Genomic DNA, 15,043 nt, shown 5'->3' on the forward strand with positions numbered 1-15,043 from the left:
AGATCACCTCAGCGAGAAGGTCGGCGCGTCGAGGACCAGCGCGATCAGGTACGGCAGGCTGCCCGCGAGCGACTTGTCGGAACTGCTCAAGGGACTGGTCGGCAGCTTGCCCGCGACACTGAGCACGGCGGCGGTGTGCGTGGCCGGGAGCGTCGTCCCGGCGAGCCGGCGGGCCAGCGCGTCGACCAGGGCGCCGTACGTGCCGGGCAGGACGGGCACCAGGGACTTGAGCAGATCCGCGGGGCGGACGAGCTGGCTGGGGTACCAGCCGGTGGCGAGGTTCAGGTGGCTGTTGCAGCGCATCAGGAAGGCGGACGGCGAGGCCCAGGCGGCGGCCACGTCCGGGAAGCCGTTCGGCGGGGCCCAGCGCAGCGGCGCGTTGCCGGCGTCCACCAGCATGTTGTAGAGGGCGTCCAGGGCCTTGGTGCCGTCCTTCTCCGGGGCCAGGCCGAGCGTGCGGACGGTCGCGGTCAGGTCCTCGAACGGCGTGCGCACCTTCTGGCCGACCGACGCGGCGAACTCCGGCGAGGTGAACAGCGCGCGCAGCATCGGGGCGATCGCGGTCCCGTTGTCCAGGTAGACCTGGGCCAGCTTGGCCACCAGCGTCGCGGGCGGCTCGTCGGCCACGAACCGGACGACCATCCGGGTGGCCAGCCGGGTGGCGGTCGCCGGGTGCTTGGCCAGGTGGTCGAGGAAGGCCAGCGCGGCGGCCTCGCCGCCCTCGGCGGTGGCGTTGGCGTGCTGGAAGCCGAGCACGCTGACCGCGCCGGTGGCGTGCTTCGCCGCGGTGTAGGTGTAGGCGCCGGCGCTGCTGACGGTCAGGCCGGTGAGCAGCCGGGCCGCCGCCTTGACCTCGTCCTCGGTGTAGACCAGGCCGACGGTGTGCAGCTCCATCAGCTCGCGGGCGTAGTTCTCGTTCGGGTGCGCCTTGGTCGACGACCGGTTGTCCAGGTAGGTCAGCATCGCCGGGTGCCGGGCGGAGGCCTTCAGCATGTCCGCGAAGGTGCCGAGGGCGTGCTTGCGGATGACCTGCTGGTCGTAGTCGCTCCGGCTGTCCCAGACGCCCGCTGAGGGCGCCGCCACGTGCAGCACGTTGTTGAAGAAGTTGACCGTGGTCTCCAGCAGCTGCCGGTTGCTCCAGACGGCGCGGGCCACGGTGGCCCGGCCGAGCTCCTTGAACGCGTCGTACGAGTGCACCTTGAGCTTCGACCGGACCGTCGCGATGTCGGCGCCGGCCAGCGGGAGCCGGGTCAGCAGGCTGTCGCAGGCCGCGTCGCTGATCTTGGCCGGGCTCAGCTGCTGGTCGAGCCAGCCGTTCACGCCGAGCTTGGTCGCCTCGGCCAGGGTGGCCGGCGTCGCGCCGAAGGTCGCCCGGCGCAGCAGGTGCGCGATCTGGTCGGCCGGGAGCAGGTCGGCGGGACCGGCGGCGACCGCGGGCGCGGCCAGCAGCAGGTCGGCGGCGGCGACGGTCGAGACGGCAACGGCAGAGGCGGCGAGGACGGTGCGGCGCGTTGTCATGCCGGGCTCATCGGCCCGTACGGGCAGTGCCCTTCGGTGATTCGGACCGAGGCAACCGAGGCGCAATCCGTGGGCACCCGTTCCCGCCCGGGCCTGCTCGGACGTAGTCTCGTGGTGTGGATCACATCGAAGCGGTGCGCACTCCGGCGTCCTGGGTCGTCGTGGGGCTGGACAACGGTGGTACCTGCAACAACGCGACCGTGCTGGACGCGACGGGACGGTTCCTGGTGGACCGTCTGGTCGAGAACCCGAGCCTGGTCACCGACGGCCCGGAGCCGGCCGTGGAGCAGCTGGCCGAGGCGCTCACCAACATCCTGACGCTGACCAGCACACCGCTGACCCTGGTGCGCGCGGTCGGCCTGGACACCCCCGGCCCGGCCAGCGCGACCGGCGTGATCTCGTCCAAGGGCTCCACCAACTTCAACCAGACGTCCTGGCACGGCTTCGACATCCGCGGCGCCCTGGAGGCCCGGATCGGGCTGCCGGTGATCTACAACAACGACGCCAACGCCGCCGCCCTCTACGCGCACCACCGGCACTTCGGCGCCCGGGCGGGGGAGACCGGCTCGATCTCGGCGATCGTCGGCACCGGCCTCGGCGGCGGCGTGGTGGAGAGCGGCCGGGTGATCAGCGGCGCGGCCGGGATGGCCGGCGAGCTCGGCCACGTGCAGATCCCGCTGCACGACGTGCTGGAGCCGGACCAGCCGGTGCCGGCCTGCAACTGCGGTTTCGAGGGCGATGTCGAGAGCATCGCGTCGCTCACCGGCATCAAGAAGAATCTGCTGCCGTACTGGCTGGCCAAATTCCCCGAGCACCCATTGGCCGCCGAGCCCATCGATAAAGCGGCCAAGCTTTTACGCGGTTACGGCGAAAAAGAGGATCCGCTCGCACTGGCCGTGTTCGGCCAACAGGCCAAGGCGATCGGGAAGCTTTTCACGATCGCGGCCAATTTCACTGATCCACATGCATATTTCCTGGGTGGAGGTGTCGTAGAGGCGACGCCCGGGTTCCGGCAGTGGTTCTTGAACACGGTGCGTGAACACACCCAGTTGCGGCGGGAACAGGTCGACGCGGCGGCGTTCGCGCTGGTGGCAGACCTGGACATGGCCGGGGCGCGCGGCGCGGCAGTGGCCGCATTGGACACTGTCAAGTCCACATAGGTCCGTCATACACGTATCAATTGACCACACTAGATATTGATCGCCACCTTCAGTAGCGTTCCGGTTGCTGTCTACGGCCGGGGGGCCGGGATGCGCTGAAGGGGGAATACAAGATGCGAAGGAGCATCGCGACCGCCGGAGCAGTGCTGCTCGGGCTGATCACGCTTACACCGGGCGTGGCGACCGCTGCACCGGATCCCGCGGGTGGTTCACGCTCCGGGTTGAGCGCCGCCGAGAAGGCCGCCGTCAATGCCGGCGTTCCGTTCGCGCCGAAGGCCAAGCCGGGAGTGAAGCCCAAGGGCGTCAACCCGTTCCTGGCCAACCTGGGCGATCCGGCCAAGGCTGATTACAGCGGGTGGAAGACATATCTGGCCAAGCAGGCCGCCGCCAAGGCGTCGGCCAAACTCAAGGCCAAGGCCGGCGCCAGGGCCGCCGCGCGCCCGGTCCTCTTCGAGGAGGACGAGTTCGACGGCACCCGGGGCGGCAACGACACCCCGGCGTTCGCCCAGCGGCTCCGTGGCTTCGGCACCGGCGCCAACCAGTCGTCCGCGGCCCGCGTGGTCGGTCAGCTCGACCCCGAGCCGGTCACCAGCACCGCGATCGCGCCCACCCCGGCGGCCACTGAGGACGGCAGCATCCCGACCGCCCGGGTCACCGGCCTCGGCGTCACCGCCGACGGCATCACCACCACCGGCGAGATCGGCGACGGCGCGCACGGCTCGCTCGGCGACAGCACCGGCGACTTCGACTACTACTCGCTGACCTCGGCGGCCGGCGACACCATCACCGCCGAGACCGGCGACCTCACCGGCGGGCTCGACACCCTGGTCCGGCTGTACGCGGCCGACGGCACCCAGGTCGCGTTCGACGACGACGGCGCGGTCGAGTTCCTCGCCAGCAAGCTGCAGTTCAAGGTGCCCGCCGCGGGCACCTACTTCCTCGCCGTCGGCGCCTACGGCAACCTGCAGGCCAGCCCGAACGACCCGGCCAGCGGCGACGGCGTCACCAGCGAGGGCACCTACGACCTCAGCATCACCACGGCCCAGGCGGACGAGGACTTCTTCTCGGTCAACCTGAAGAAGGGCGACGTGCTCGGCGCGTCGGTGAAGGGCTCGCCGTCCTACATCACCGTGTACGACACCGACCCGCGTGAGGTGCACGGCTCCAACCAGGACGCCACCGCGATCTACCCGCCGACCTCCCCGCTCCCGGGTGGCGGCAACGCGCAGACCGACTACGTCGCCACCGAGGCCGGCTGGCACTTCATCGGCGTCACCACCGGTTCCGGCGCGTACGACATCACCGTCGAGGCCTTCCGTCCCACGCTCGAGGGCGGCACCCCGCCGGTGCAGACGCTGTTCCTGGACTTCGACGGCGCGCGGGTGAACACCGCGGTCTTCGGCGGCCCGGGCACCGTCACGCTCACCCCGTTCGCCGCCTTCATGTCCCGCTGGAACATCCCGCGGTCCCAGGAGGACGAGCTGATCGCGGCCATCACGGCCAGCGTCACCGAGAGCCTGAAGCAGGACATGATCGACTCGGGCCTCAACAACCGGTTCAAGCTCCAGGTGACGAACAGCCTGGACGACCCGGACACCTTCGGTAAGCCGAACGTCAGCCGGATCATCATCGGCGGCACCCAGGCCGAATCGGGTATCGCCACGATCGGCATCGCGCAGAGCATCGACCCGGGCAACTTCGACACCCAGGAGAGCGCGCTGGTCCTGCTCGACACCCTGAGCAACCCGGCCGGGTCGAGCGCGGCCTCGCTGAACACGTACCTGACCCCGGCCAGTGACCGGATCGCGTTCGTGGCCCAGGCGGTCGGCAACGTGACCTCGCACGAGGCCGGTCACTTCTTCGGCAACTTCCACACCGACAACGCCAGCCTCAACGTCAACCTGCAGGACGCGGGCGGCGCGAACTTCCAGAACCTGTTCGGCGTCGGTCCGGACAACATCGGCGGCACCGCGGACGACGTCGACGTCGACTTCGGTGACGACGCGTTCTCGCCGGCTGAGGGCTTCGTCGGCACCGAGGACACGCTGGGCCGGATCGCCTTCGGCATCACCAGCTAGCACGCACGGACAGCGAGGGGCGTCCCGGGTCTCCCGGGGCGCCCCTTACTCCTTGAGCGCCGCTTCCAGGTCGGGATAGAGCGCCAGGTATTCGGTCAGACCGAGGGTGTCGAGCAGCCGGCGCAGGAAACTGGACGGCGCCGCCAGCCGCACCCAGCCGCCCCGCTCCATCGCCCGGCCGTGGGCGGTGACCAGGACGCCGACGCCCATCGAGTCGCAGAAGTCGAGGCCGGAGAGGTCGACCACGACATGCGGGGCCGAGCGTTCGACGAGGCGGGACAGGTTGGCCTTGAGGGCGGGCGCGGTGTCGATGTCGAGAGAGCCGCGGAGATTCAGGACGGCCGTGTTCGGTGGGTGGTGCGCGACCAAGACCTGCATGGGGTGTCGCTTTCGTTCCGGGGAGGGGTAAGGATCTCTCCACCCTATGCGAGTAAGCGCACTCCAGTCGCCTCCCCGGAACCGCCGTCCTCAGCCCCACCACCACCCAACACCAGACTGAAGGCAGAGTTGAATCTCAAGGCGCGTTGCGCCACTTCCGCCCGCTGCGTTCGATCAGCCGGTTGGCGTCGGTCGGACCCCAGGACGCGGCCTCATACGTCGGGATCGGGGACTGGTCGCCCGCCCAGTTCTCGATGATCGGGTCGACGATCCGCCAGCACTGCTCGACCTCGTCGGTGCGGATGAACAGCGTCGGGTCGCCGAGCAGCGCGTCGAGCAGCAGGCGCTCGTACGCCTCCGGCGACTCCTCGGTAAACGTGGTGTCGTACGAGAAATCCATGCTGGCCGTACGCACGCGGAAGGAGTGGCCGGGCACCTTGGCGCCGAAGCGCAGTGAGATGCCCTCATTCGGCTGGATCCGCAGGACCAGCGCGTCGGCCTCGAGGTCGGTCAGCTGGCTGGTCGGGATCGGCAGGTGGGGCGGCCGCTGGAACTGCAGCGCGACCTCGGTCAGCCGGGCCGGCAGGCGCTTGCCGGTGCGGACGTAGAACGGCACGCCCGCCCACCGCCAGTTGTCCACGTTCAGCCGCATCGCCGCGTAGGTCTCGGTCCGCGACAGTGGGTCGACGCCCTGCTCCTCGCGGTAGCCCGCCATCAGGTCGTCACGGGTGCCGCCCCGCGTGTACTGCCCGCGCACGGCCAGATCGGCCACGTCCCGGTTGGTGGGCAGCCGCACCGACTGGAGCAGCTTCACCTTCTCGTTGCGCAGGCCCTCGGCCTCGAACGAGGCTGGCGGTTCCATCAGTGACAGCGCGAGCACCTGGAGCACGTGGTTCTGCACGATGTCGCGCATCGCGCCGGCGTGCTCGTAGAACCCGCCGCGGGTGCCGACGCCCAGCGTCTCGGCCACCGTGATCTGCACGTGGTCGACCCAGGAGCGGTCCCAGATGGGCTGGAAGATCGAGTTGGCGAAGCGCAGGGCCAGGACGTTCTGAACGGTGTCCTTGCCCAGGTAGTGGTCGATCCGGAAGACCTGGTGCTCGTCGAACGCGGCGTGCACGATGCCGTCCAGCTCGTGGGCGGTCTGCAGGTTCTTCCCGTACGGCTTCTCGATGACCAGCCGGGCGAAGGAGCCCTCGCGGGCCTGGTTGAGCCCGGCCCCGGCCAGCCCGTTGATCACCGGCTGGAAGGCCTCGGCCGGGGTGGAGAGGTAGAAGATGCGGTTGCCCGCGGTGCCCCGGCTGGCGTCCAGCTCGTCGAGGACCTCGCCGAGCCGCTTGTAGGTCTCGGGGTTGTCGTAGCCGCCGGACACGTAGCGGATGCCGCCCTGGAGCTGCGGCTTGTCGAGGAGGCTGCGGTCGCCCAGCGCGCTGCCGGCGAACTGGCTGTCCTCCATCGGCGTGCGAGCGACGCCGACCAGCGCGAACTCGGCGGGGAGCCGGTTGTGCCGGGCCAGGCTCTCGACCGCCGGGAGCAGCTTGCGCCGGGTCAGGTCGCCGGATGCGCCGAAGATCACCAGAGTGGCGGGCGGGGCGCTGCGCTCCTGGATGAGCTGAGGGGCGGTGTCCATGATCGTTGATCGTCCTCCGGCCGATGTGAGCGTCTGACTGAACCTTACGCAGGGCGCTCCGCGCGGGGTTCAGACCCGTCCTGGCCATCGCGCCGGGTCCGCCGCCGCAAAAGTGGCATATTGGTAGTTAACGCCGAAGATCCCGAGGGAGCGTCACGTGAAGTACCGCCTGGTCACCCGCAGCGACTTCGACGGCCTGGTCTGTGCGGTGTTGCTGCGTGTCCTGGACATGATCGACGACATCACGTTCGTTCACCCCAAGGATGTCCAGGACGGCGCGGTCGATATAACTGAACGTGACATCTTGACCAACCTGCCGTACGCGCCGGGCGCTTACATGGTCTTCGACCACCACCATTCGGAGACGTTGCGTAACAAGGCCGGCCTCTCGAACCACATCATCGATCCCGACGCCCCGTCGGCGGCCCGGGTCATCTACGAGCACTTCGGCGGGACCGAGCGCTTCGCGGAGATCTCCGACGAGCTGATGCGGGCCGTGGACCAGGCCGACTCGGCCGACTACACGCTCGAGGACATCCTGCGGCCCGAGGGCTGGACGCTGCTCAACTTCCTGATGGACAGCCGCACCGGGCTGGGCCGGTTCCGCGAGTTCCGGATCTCCAACTACCAGCTGATGATGCTGCTCATCGACGCCTGCATCCAGATGCAGGAGGTCGAGGAGATCCTGGCCCTGCCGGACGTGGCCGAGCGCGCCGACCTCTACCGCGACTGCTCGCTGATGTTCCAGGAGCAGCTCGAGCGGGTCAGCCACGTCGAGGGGGACGTGGTCATCGTCGACCTGCGCGACGAGGAGACCATCCACGCCGGCAACCGGTTCATGGTGTGCGCGATGTTCCCGCAGGCCCGGGTGTCGATGCACATCATCTGGGGCCGTCAGAAGCTGAACACCGTCTTCGCCTGCGGCAAGTCGATCCTGGACCGCACCTCGCCGGTCGACATCGGCGAGGTGATGTTGCGCTACGGCGGCGGAGGTCACCTGGCCGCGGGCACCTGCCAGGTCCCGCACGAGGACGCCGACCGCGTCCAGCGCGAGATCATCGAGGCCCTCAAGACGCCGCGTACGGCCGGCGTCAACTCCTGACCTACCACTGGGCCTGGGTATGCATCGGGGCGGGAGACCGAACTCTCCCGCCCCGATGGCCGCAGGTCGTGGGTCTTGCCCTTGACCCCACCTGCCCGTCGTGTCCCGCGCCCCACGCGCATTCCACGACATTCACCCGCGCCCACCAGCGCGGGGAGTCTCGCCCTAGTTGTCCGGGCCGTCCTGGTAGCGCCACGAGGTGACCCGCGGCGCGCCGGCGGCGACCGGTTCCTTCTCCTCGCCGGCCTCGTCCTCCGGCTCGTCCTGAGCGTCGTCGCCGGCCTCGTCCTCCGGCCGGCGACGGTTGCGGAGCAGCAGCACGGCCACGGCGCCGAGCGCGAGCAGACCGACCACCCAGCCCGCGTACGTCCAGAAGCCCAGCCCGTCGTCCTGCGCGTCGATGAGCGCCTGGAACGTGGCGTCGTCCTCGGCCGAGGTGCCGCCACCCTGGGTCGCGCCGCCGGTGTCACCGTGACCGCCGTGGCCGCTGGTCTGGCCGGGCGCCGCCGGGGTCAGCGCGAGGCTGACGGCCGGGATGGCCGGTCCGGCCTTGCCGTCCGTGCAGGTCTGCTCGAGCGTGAAGCGCATCGATGAGGTCGTCGGCAGCGGACCCAGCGCGACGGCCAGGTCGTCGGTCTTGCCCGGCGCGACCTCGTGGCCCTTCATCGCGATCCAGGTGACCGCGGAGGCTGTCTCGGTGACCGGGGCGCCGTTGTGGACGCTGGTCAGCGGGGTGGTCAGCTTCAGCGGCGTGATCAGCGGCGCCCAGCCCTCGTTGGAGAGCGGGAACACCTCGGCCACCGGCGTGTCGGCCGGCATCAGCATCTTGACCTTGTTCACCGTGCACGAGGAGGTGTTGGTGAACTGGAAGTGGACATTCTGCCCGCTACCCTGGGGCGCGCTGGCCGGCTCCACCTTGACGTCCGCCATGGCTGGGCCGGCCATGGTAAGGGCGCCTGCCACGGTGGTAGCAGCCAGAACGCCCGCACGGCGGGCGATGAGGTTTCGGCTCACGACGGGTAGTTCGTATCGCGGGCCCGGATGGTTCAAGGGTTCAACGATTATTTTCCGGCCGTGGTCGACAATGGTCGGCATGCGCGACGTAGTGATCGACGGAGACATGATCAGGCTCGGACAGTTCCTCAAGATCGCCGACCTGGTGGACACCGGCGGCGAGGGCAAGGTGCTGATCACCTCCGGTGACGTGAGCGTCAACGGAGAGGTCGATCTGCGCCGCGGCCGGCAGCTGCACCGGGGCGACGTGGTCGAGGTGATGGGGCGCCGGGCCCGCGTCGCCTAGGCCGTCGATTTCGATACTCATTTATGCACGACCTCCCCCGGACGGTTGACATGTAATCGATCACAGGCATGTACTGATGACCGTTCTGTTACCGGCGTCACAACAGCCGGTGACAACGATGTCCGCCTCGCCGGGGAGGCCACGTGTCTCGTGCCCACATTCGTGCGGCGACAGCCGCGATCTCCGCAACCGTCCTTCTCGTCTCGTCCGGTTGCGCCGGGTGGGGTGGCAGCGAGGGCGGTTCGGACAACCCCAAGAGCATCGACGTCCTGATGGTCAACAACCCGCAGATGATCGATCTGCAGCGGCTGACCGCCGCCCATTTCACCCGCGAGACGGGCATCTCGGTGAACTTCACCGTCCTGCCCGAGAACGACGTCCGCGACAAGATCAGTCAGGAGTTCTCCAGTCAGGCCGGCCAGTACGACGTGGCCTCGCTGTCCAACTTCGAGATCCCGATCTACGCCAAGTCCAAGTGGATCGCCCCGCTGGACGACTACGTCAAGGCGGACACCCGCTTCGACCAGGGCGACATCCTGCCGTCGATGACCCAGTCGCTGACCGCGGACGACGGCAAGCTCTACGGTGAGCCGTTCTACGGCGAGTCCTCGTTCCTGATGTACCGCAAGGACGTGCTCGACGGGCAGGGCATCCAGATGCCGGCCGCCCCGACCTGGACCCAGGTCGCCGACATCGCCGCCCGGGTGGACGGCAAGCAGCCCGGGATGGCCGGGATCTGCCTGCGCGGCCAGCCCGGCTGGGGCCAGGTGTTCGCGCCGCTGACCACGGTGGTCAACACGTTCGGCGGCACCTGGTTCGAGAAGGACTGGACGCCGAAGGTGAACGCGCCCGAGTTCAAGGCGGCCACCAACTTCTACGTCAACCTGGTCCGCGAGCACGGCGAGGCCGGGGCGCCGCAGGCCGGCTTCACCGAATGCCTGAACAACACGGTCCAGGGCAAGGCCGCGATGTGGTACGACGCGACCAGCGCCGCCGGCTCGCTCGAGGCCGACGATTCGCCGGTCAAGGGCAAGATGGGGTACGCCGCCGCGCCGGTCATGCAGACGAGGAGCAGCGGCTGGCTCTACGCCTGGTCCTGGAGCATCCAGCAGGCCAGCGAGAAGAAGGACAACGCCTGGAAGTTCATCTCCTGGGCGTCGTCCAAGGAGTACGAGGAACTCGTCGGCCAGGACGTCGGCTGGTCCAGCGTGCCGGCCGGCAAGCGCGCCTCGACCTACGAGAACCAGGAGTACCTGGGCGTCGCCGCCGCCTTCGCCGAGCCGACCAAGAACGCCATCACCACCGCCGACCCGCGCAACCCGGGCGTGCAGCCGCGGCCCGCGATCGGCATCCAGTTCATCGACATCCCCGAGTTCACCGACCTCGGCACCCAGGTCTCCCAGTACGTCAGCTCGGCCGTCGCCGGGCAGATGAGCGTCGACGAGGCCCTCGACCGAGGGCAGCGCCTGGCCGAGGACGTCGCCGAACGCTACAAGTCGAGGCAGGGGGCCAGCTCATGACCACCGTGGCGGAGAAGACCTCGGCGGGCACGTCGGCGCCGCCCCCGGGCGTGATCCGCAAGACCTCGGCCTGGGCCCGGCGCGCGCCGCTGCTGCCCGCGCTGATCTTCATGATCGTGGTGACCCAGCTGCCGTTCCTGGCCACGCTGGTGATCTCGTTCATGGACTGGAACGCGTACTACCCCGACGAGCGGGGCTTCGCCGGGGTCGACAACTTCGTCCGGGTGTTCACCGACGTGAACATGCGCGAGGCGGTCTGGACCACGATCCTGCTCACCGCCGGGGTGGTGCTGATCAGCCTGATCCTCGGGCTGGGGATCGCGCTGCTGCTGGACCGCAAGTTCCGGGGCCGGGGCGCGGTCCGCACCATGATGATCGCGCCCTTCCTGGTGGTGCCGGTGGCGGCCGCGCTGCTCTGGAAGCACGCCCTCTACAACCCCGAGTACGGCCTCTTCAACGGCGCCCTCACCTGGATCTGGGGCATCTTCGGCGCCGACCCGCCCCAGCCCGACTGGATCAGCAACATGCCCCTCTGGTCGGTGATCTTCGCGCTGGTCTGGCAGTGGACGCCGTTCATGATGCTGATCCTGCTGGCCGGCCTGCAGGGGCGGCCGCTGGACGTGATCGAGGCGGCCCGGATCGACGGGGCCAACAGCTGGCAGATCTTCCGCAGCATGACGCTCCCGCACCTGCGGCAGTACCTGGAGCTCGGCGGGTTGCTCGGCTCGATCTACATCGTGCAGAACTTCGACGCGGTCTTCACCATCACGTCCGGTGGGCTCGGCACGGCGAACCTGCCGTACACGATCTACACGATCTTCTACAACGCCCACGACTACGGCCGGGCATCGGCCGCCGCCGTGATCGTCGTCGTCGGCACCATCATCATCGCGACGTTCGCCCTGCGTACCGTGTCGTCGCTCTTCCGAGAGGACCCGGGCCGATGAGTACGGTTGCCACGACGGCGCCGCAGGCCGTCGAGAAGAAGAAGTCGCGTGGCGGGCCCTGGCTGAGCCTGCTGGCCTGGGTGGTCGGCATCCTGTTCGTGCTGCCCGTGGTCTGGATGGTGCTGACCTCCTTCCACGGTGAGTCGGACGCAGCGCAGAACCCGCCCGCGGTGTTCGCCCCGCTCACCATCGAGGGCTACCGCGAGTTCTTCACCGGCGGCGCCTCGCCGTGGCCGCCGCTGCTGAATTCGCTCACCGCGAGCATCCTGTCGACCGCGCTGGTGCTGCTGCTGTCCATCCCGGCCGCGTACGCGCTGTCGATCAAGCCGGTGAAGAAGTGGACCGACACCCTCTTCTTCTTCCTCTCCACCAAGATGCTGCCGATCGTGGCCGGTCTGCTCCCGCTCTACCTGTTCGCCCAGAACGCCGGCCTGCTCGACAACATCTGGCTGCTGATCATCTTCTACACCTCGATGAACCTGCCGATCGCGGTGTGGATGATGCGCTCGTTCCTCTCCGAGGTGCCGGTGGAGATGCTCGAGGCGGCGCAGATGGACGGGGCCAACCTGGTCAAGACGCTGCGCTCGGTGATCGCCCCGGTGGTCATGCCGGGCATCGCGGCCACCGCGCTGATCTGCTTCATCTTCAGCTGGAACGAGCTGCTGTTCGCCCGGGTGCTGACCGCGACCGTGGCCGAGACCGCGCCGGTCTTCCTGACCAGCTTCGTGACCAGCCAGGGCCTGTTCCTGGCGCAGCTGTGCGCGGCGGCGTTCGTGGTCTCGCTGCCGGTGCTGGTGGCCGGGTTCGCGGCCCAGGACAAGCTGGTCCAGGGTCTGTCGCTCGGTTCGGTCAAGTAAGGATCATTTTGATCGGCGGATCCCGGAACCTTGGGGGTCCGCCGATCGTCGTACACGGCATGACCGTTCGCCGCATCCCCCTGATGGCAACAGCCGCAGCGTTGATCGCTCTGTCCGCCTGCGCCCGCACCGACGCCGGCTCCGCTTCCGCTCCTTCCCCCTCGGGCGATGGCGTGACCGGAAGCGCCGGCACCGATCTGGTCCTCCGGATGCTCAGCGAGGGCGGGTTCGTGCCCGCCGAGCGCATCGTCGGGCGGATCCCCGAGGTCAGCGTCTTCGCCGATGGGCGGATCATCACCGAGGGCCCGGTCCCGGCCATCTATCCCGGCCCGGCGCTGCCCAACCTCCAGGTCACCTCGATCAGCCCCGGCGAGGTCACCAAGCTGGCCCAGGAGGCCCAGGCGGCCGGCGTGCGCACCGGGTCCGACCTCGGCCAGCCGAACGTGGCCGACGCGCCGAGCACCCGGATCGACGTGATCGTCGGCGGCGAGACCCAGAGCGTCAGCGTGATGGCGCTGCGTGAGGCCCAGGAGAACGACCCGAGGCTGACCCCCGATCAACGGGCGGCCCGGGCCAAGCTGGCCGCGTTCGCCGACAAGCTCCGCGAGTACGGCGCGAGCCCGCAGGCCAAGCCGTACCAGGCCGGTCAGATCGCCGCGCTGGCCCAGCCCTACGTCAAGCAGGACGACGGGATGCCGGGCGAGTTCACCCCGGTGGCCTGGCCGGGCCCGGCGCTGCCGGGTGAGCCCCTGAACCCGAACGTGAAGGTCGGTTGCGTCATCGCCGACGGCCCGGCCGTGCTGGCCGCGGCCCAGAAGGGCAAGGCCAACCAGCAGACCCCGTGGACGTGGGAGGCGAAGCAGTTCCGGGTCACCTTCCGCCCGCTGCTGCCGGACGAGACCGGCTGCGCCGACCTGAGGAAGCAGAAGTGACCCCGCTGGGCGACCCGTTCGACCCGGACGAGTTCCTGTCCCGCGACGAGCCGGGGCACGAGCCGAACGGCGACGGGCCGGGGCGGGCGATGCCCGCTCCGGCCCGTGCGGCCTGCCGTCCGATCACTTCACGCCGAGCAGGTCCACCACGAAGATGAGCGTCTCGTTCGGCTTGATCGCGCCCGGCGCGCCCTGGGCGCCGTAGCCCAGGTGCGGGGGGACGGTCAGCCGGCGGCGGCCACCGACGCGCATGCCGGCCACCCCCTTGTCCCACCCGGCGATGACCCGGCCCCCACCCAGCTCGAACTCGAACGGCTCGCCCCGGTTGTAGGACGCGTCGAACTCCTTGCCGGACGAGTGCGCCACACCCACGTAGTGCACGCTCACGTACTGGCCCGGCTTCGCCTCGTCGCCGTCACCCGGGGTGATGTCCTCGATCAGCAGCTCGGCCGGCGGCTCGCCGGTGATCGGGCCGACGTCGGGCTTGTCCATGGATCCTCCTGTGTTCGGTTACGTCCGCCATGCAATCACAGCCGGGCGCGCTTCTCGTCGATTGCCACCCAGGGTGATGAACGACTCGCGGCTCCCGTCCGTACCCCTGGGGTCAGTTCCGAGTCGAGGGAGTCCTCACCCATGCCGCTCCGCCGCATCGGCGCGGTGCTCGCCGCGACCGCCCTGGTCACGTTGACGACCACCGTTCCCGCCAGCGCCCACGGCGCACCGACCAAGCCGATCAGCCGCACCGCCGCCTGCGCCGGGGAGGGCACCGAAACCTCCAGCGCCGCGTGCAAGGCGGCCAAGAAGGCGAACGGTCAGCCGTTCGGGAAGTTCGACAACCTGCGCGTCAACGGGGTGAACGGCCGGGACCGCGAGGTGATCCCGGACGGGAAGCTGTGCAGCGGGGGACTGGACGCCTACCAGGGCCTCGACCTGGCCCGGGACGACTGGCCGGCGACGAAGGTGACCGCCGGCGACACGCTGACCATCCGCTACACCTCGCCCATCCCGCACCAGGGCACCTTCCGGGTCTACCTGACCAAGGAGGGGTACGACCCGGGCGAACCGCTGCGCTGGGACGACCTGCCCACCAAGGCCATCCTGGTGGACAAGGACCCGCCGCTGGTCGACGGGGCGTACCGGATGAGCGCGAAGCTGCCGAAGGACCGCACCGGCCGGCAGGTGCTCTACACGATCTGGCAGAACTCCTCCACCGCGGACACCTATTACTCCTGCTCGGACCTGGTGCTGAGCGCGGCGGAGAAACCCGCGGCGAAGAAGACGCCGGCTGTGGTCGTACCCAAGGCGTCGAAGGCCGCACCGAAGGCGAAGCCGTCACCGACCGCCTCGGACGAGCCCGCACCGGCCGCGGAAACCCCGGCCCCACAGCAGCTCCGGCGGGCCGCGGAGCTGCCGGCGGACGACAGCGTCTACTACGTGGCGATCGCGCTGCTGGCCGCGATGACCGCCGCGTTCGCGCTCACCTGGATGATCCGCAGCCGCGGGCGGCGTACTCAGGATTCTCCCAGGGAGATCGAAATCCGTTGAACCGCCGTGCTTCCGGCACCGTACTGAAGGGCGTCGACGACACAGCCCCGCCCCTAAGACGATCGAAAGGCCGAGC

General features: G+C 69.3%; 14 protein-coding genes. 9 read left to right on the forward strand and 5 right to left on the reverse strand.

Annotated features, from left to right (window positions below):
- Positions 1–3: 3 nt before the first annotated feature.
- The gene (locus AB0M54_RS20460) at positions 4–1,518 is read right to left on the reverse strand and encodes a DUF1800 domain-containing protein (protein WP_364326111.1); all 1,515 of its coding nucleotides are present in this window, start codon (positions 1,516–1,518) and stop codon (positions 4–6) included.
- Between the two features lie 116 nt (positions 1,519–1,634).
- On the opposite strand from AB0M54_RS20460, the gene AB0M54_RS20465 reads away from it, so the two are divergent.
- Both AB0M54_RS20465 and AB0M54_RS20470 read left to right on the forward strand, forming a co-directional pair.
- Positions 1,635–2,678: an ROK family protein gene (locus tag AB0M54_RS20465; protein WP_364326108.1), complete on the forward strand. Its 1,044-nt coding sequence runs from the start codon at positions 1,635–1,637 to the stop codon at positions 2,676–2,678.
- A gap of 113 nt (positions 2,679–2,791) precedes the next feature.
- Complete coding sequence (locus tag AB0M54_RS20470) at positions 2,792–4,756, forward strand: PPC domain-containing protein (RefSeq protein WP_364326105.1); 1,965 nt, start codon at positions 2,792–2,794, stop codon at positions 4,754–4,756.
- Positions 4,757–4,801: 45 nt separating this feature from the next.
- Here the strand turns inward: AB0M54_RS20470 and AB0M54_RS20475 are convergent, their stop codons facing one another.
- Both AB0M54_RS20475 and zwf read right to left on the reverse strand, forming a co-directional pair.
- Entirely contained in the window at positions 4,802–5,134 is a 333-nt protein-coding gene (locus AB0M54_RS20475; protein WP_364473075.1) for an STAS domain-containing protein, read from the reverse strand.
- Positions 5,135–5,270: 136 nt separating this feature from the next.
- The gene (gene zwf, locus AB0M54_RS20480) at positions 5,271–6,764 is read right to left on the reverse strand and encodes a glucose-6-phosphate dehydrogenase (protein ID WP_364326099.1); all 1,494 of its coding nucleotides are present in this window, start codon (positions 6,762–6,764) and stop codon (positions 5,271–5,273) included.
- A gap of 157 nt (positions 6,765–6,921) precedes the next feature.
- Between zwf and AB0M54_RS20485 the strand changes: the two genes are divergently transcribed.
- The gene (locus tag AB0M54_RS20485) at positions 6,922–7,866 is read left to right on the forward strand and encodes an exopolyphosphatase (protein ID WP_364473077.1); all 945 of its coding nucleotides are present in this window, start codon (positions 6,922–6,924) and stop codon (positions 7,864–7,866) included.
- 165 nt (positions 7,867–8,031) lie between these two features.
- On the opposite strand, the gene AB0M54_RS20490 is transcribed toward AB0M54_RS20485, so the two are convergent.
- A complete protein-coding gene (locus AB0M54_RS20490; protein WP_364326093.1) occupies positions 8,032–8,796 on the reverse strand; it encodes a DUF1775 domain-containing protein in 765 nt (254 codons plus the stop codon).
- A gap of 163 nt (positions 8,797–8,959) precedes the next feature.
- Here AB0M54_RS20490 and AB0M54_RS20495 point away from each other — a divergent pair, with 163 nt between their 5' ends.
- The 5 genes from AB0M54_RS20495 to AB0M54_RS20515 all read left to right on the forward strand — a co-directional run bounded on the left by AB0M54_RS20495 (position 8,960) and on the right by AB0M54_RS20515 (position 13,422).
- Positions 8,960–9,166: an RNA-binding S4 domain-containing protein gene (locus AB0M54_RS20495; RefSeq protein WP_364326090.1), complete on the forward strand. Its 207-nt coding sequence runs from the start codon at positions 8,960–8,962 to the stop codon at positions 9,164–9,166.
- Between the two features lie 143 nt (positions 9,167–9,309).
- Positions 9,310–10,686 (forward strand): sugar ABC transporter substrate-binding protein, encoded by a 1,377-nt coding sequence (locus AB0M54_RS20500; protein WP_364326087.1) that lies wholly within the window; start codon positions 9,310–9,312, stop codon positions 10,684–10,686.
- A complete protein-coding gene (locus tag AB0M54_RS20505) occupies positions 10,683–11,633 on the forward strand; it encodes a sugar ABC transporter permease (RefSeq protein WP_364326084.1) in 951 nt (316 codons plus the stop codon). Before AB0M54_RS20500 ends, AB0M54_RS20505 begins: the two co-directional genes overlap by 4 nt.
- Positions 11,630–12,490 carry a carbohydrate ABC transporter permease gene (locus AB0M54_RS20510; protein WP_364326081.1) on the forward strand — a complete coding sequence of 287 codons (861 nt, stop codon included), beginning with the start codon at positions 11,630–11,632 and terminating at the stop codon, positions 12,488–12,490. Before AB0M54_RS20505 ends, AB0M54_RS20510 begins: the two co-directional genes overlap by 4 nt.
- A gap of 59 nt (positions 12,491–12,549) precedes the next feature.
- Entirely contained in the window at positions 12,550–13,422 is an 873-nt protein-coding gene (locus AB0M54_RS20515; RefSeq protein WP_364326078.1) for a hypothetical protein, read from the forward strand.
- Positions 13,423–13,545: 123 nt separating this feature from the next.
- Here the strand turns inward: AB0M54_RS20515 and AB0M54_RS20520 are convergent, their stop codons facing one another.
- Positions 13,546–13,914 (reverse strand): FKBP-type peptidyl-prolyl cis-trans isomerase, encoded by a 369-nt coding sequence (locus AB0M54_RS20520; RefSeq protein ID WP_364326075.1) that lies wholly within the window; start codon positions 13,912–13,914, stop codon positions 13,546–13,548.
- A 141-nt stretch (positions 13,915–14,055) separates the two neighbouring features.
- Here AB0M54_RS20520 and AB0M54_RS20525 point away from each other — a divergent pair, with 141 nt between their 5' ends.
- Positions 14,056–14,967 carry a lytic polysaccharide monooxygenase gene (locus tag AB0M54_RS20525; protein ID WP_364473079.1) on the forward strand — a complete coding sequence of 304 codons (912 nt, stop codon included), beginning with the start codon at positions 14,056–14,058 and terminating at the stop codon, positions 14,965–14,967.
- Positions 14,968–15,043: the final 76 nt, after the last annotated feature.

It is taken from the genome of Actinoplanes sp. NPDC051470 (assembly GCF_040682035.1).
In the GTDB taxonomy this organism is placed as follows: Bacteria; Actinomycetota; Actinomycetes; order Mycobacteriales; family Micromonosporaceae; genus Actinoplanes.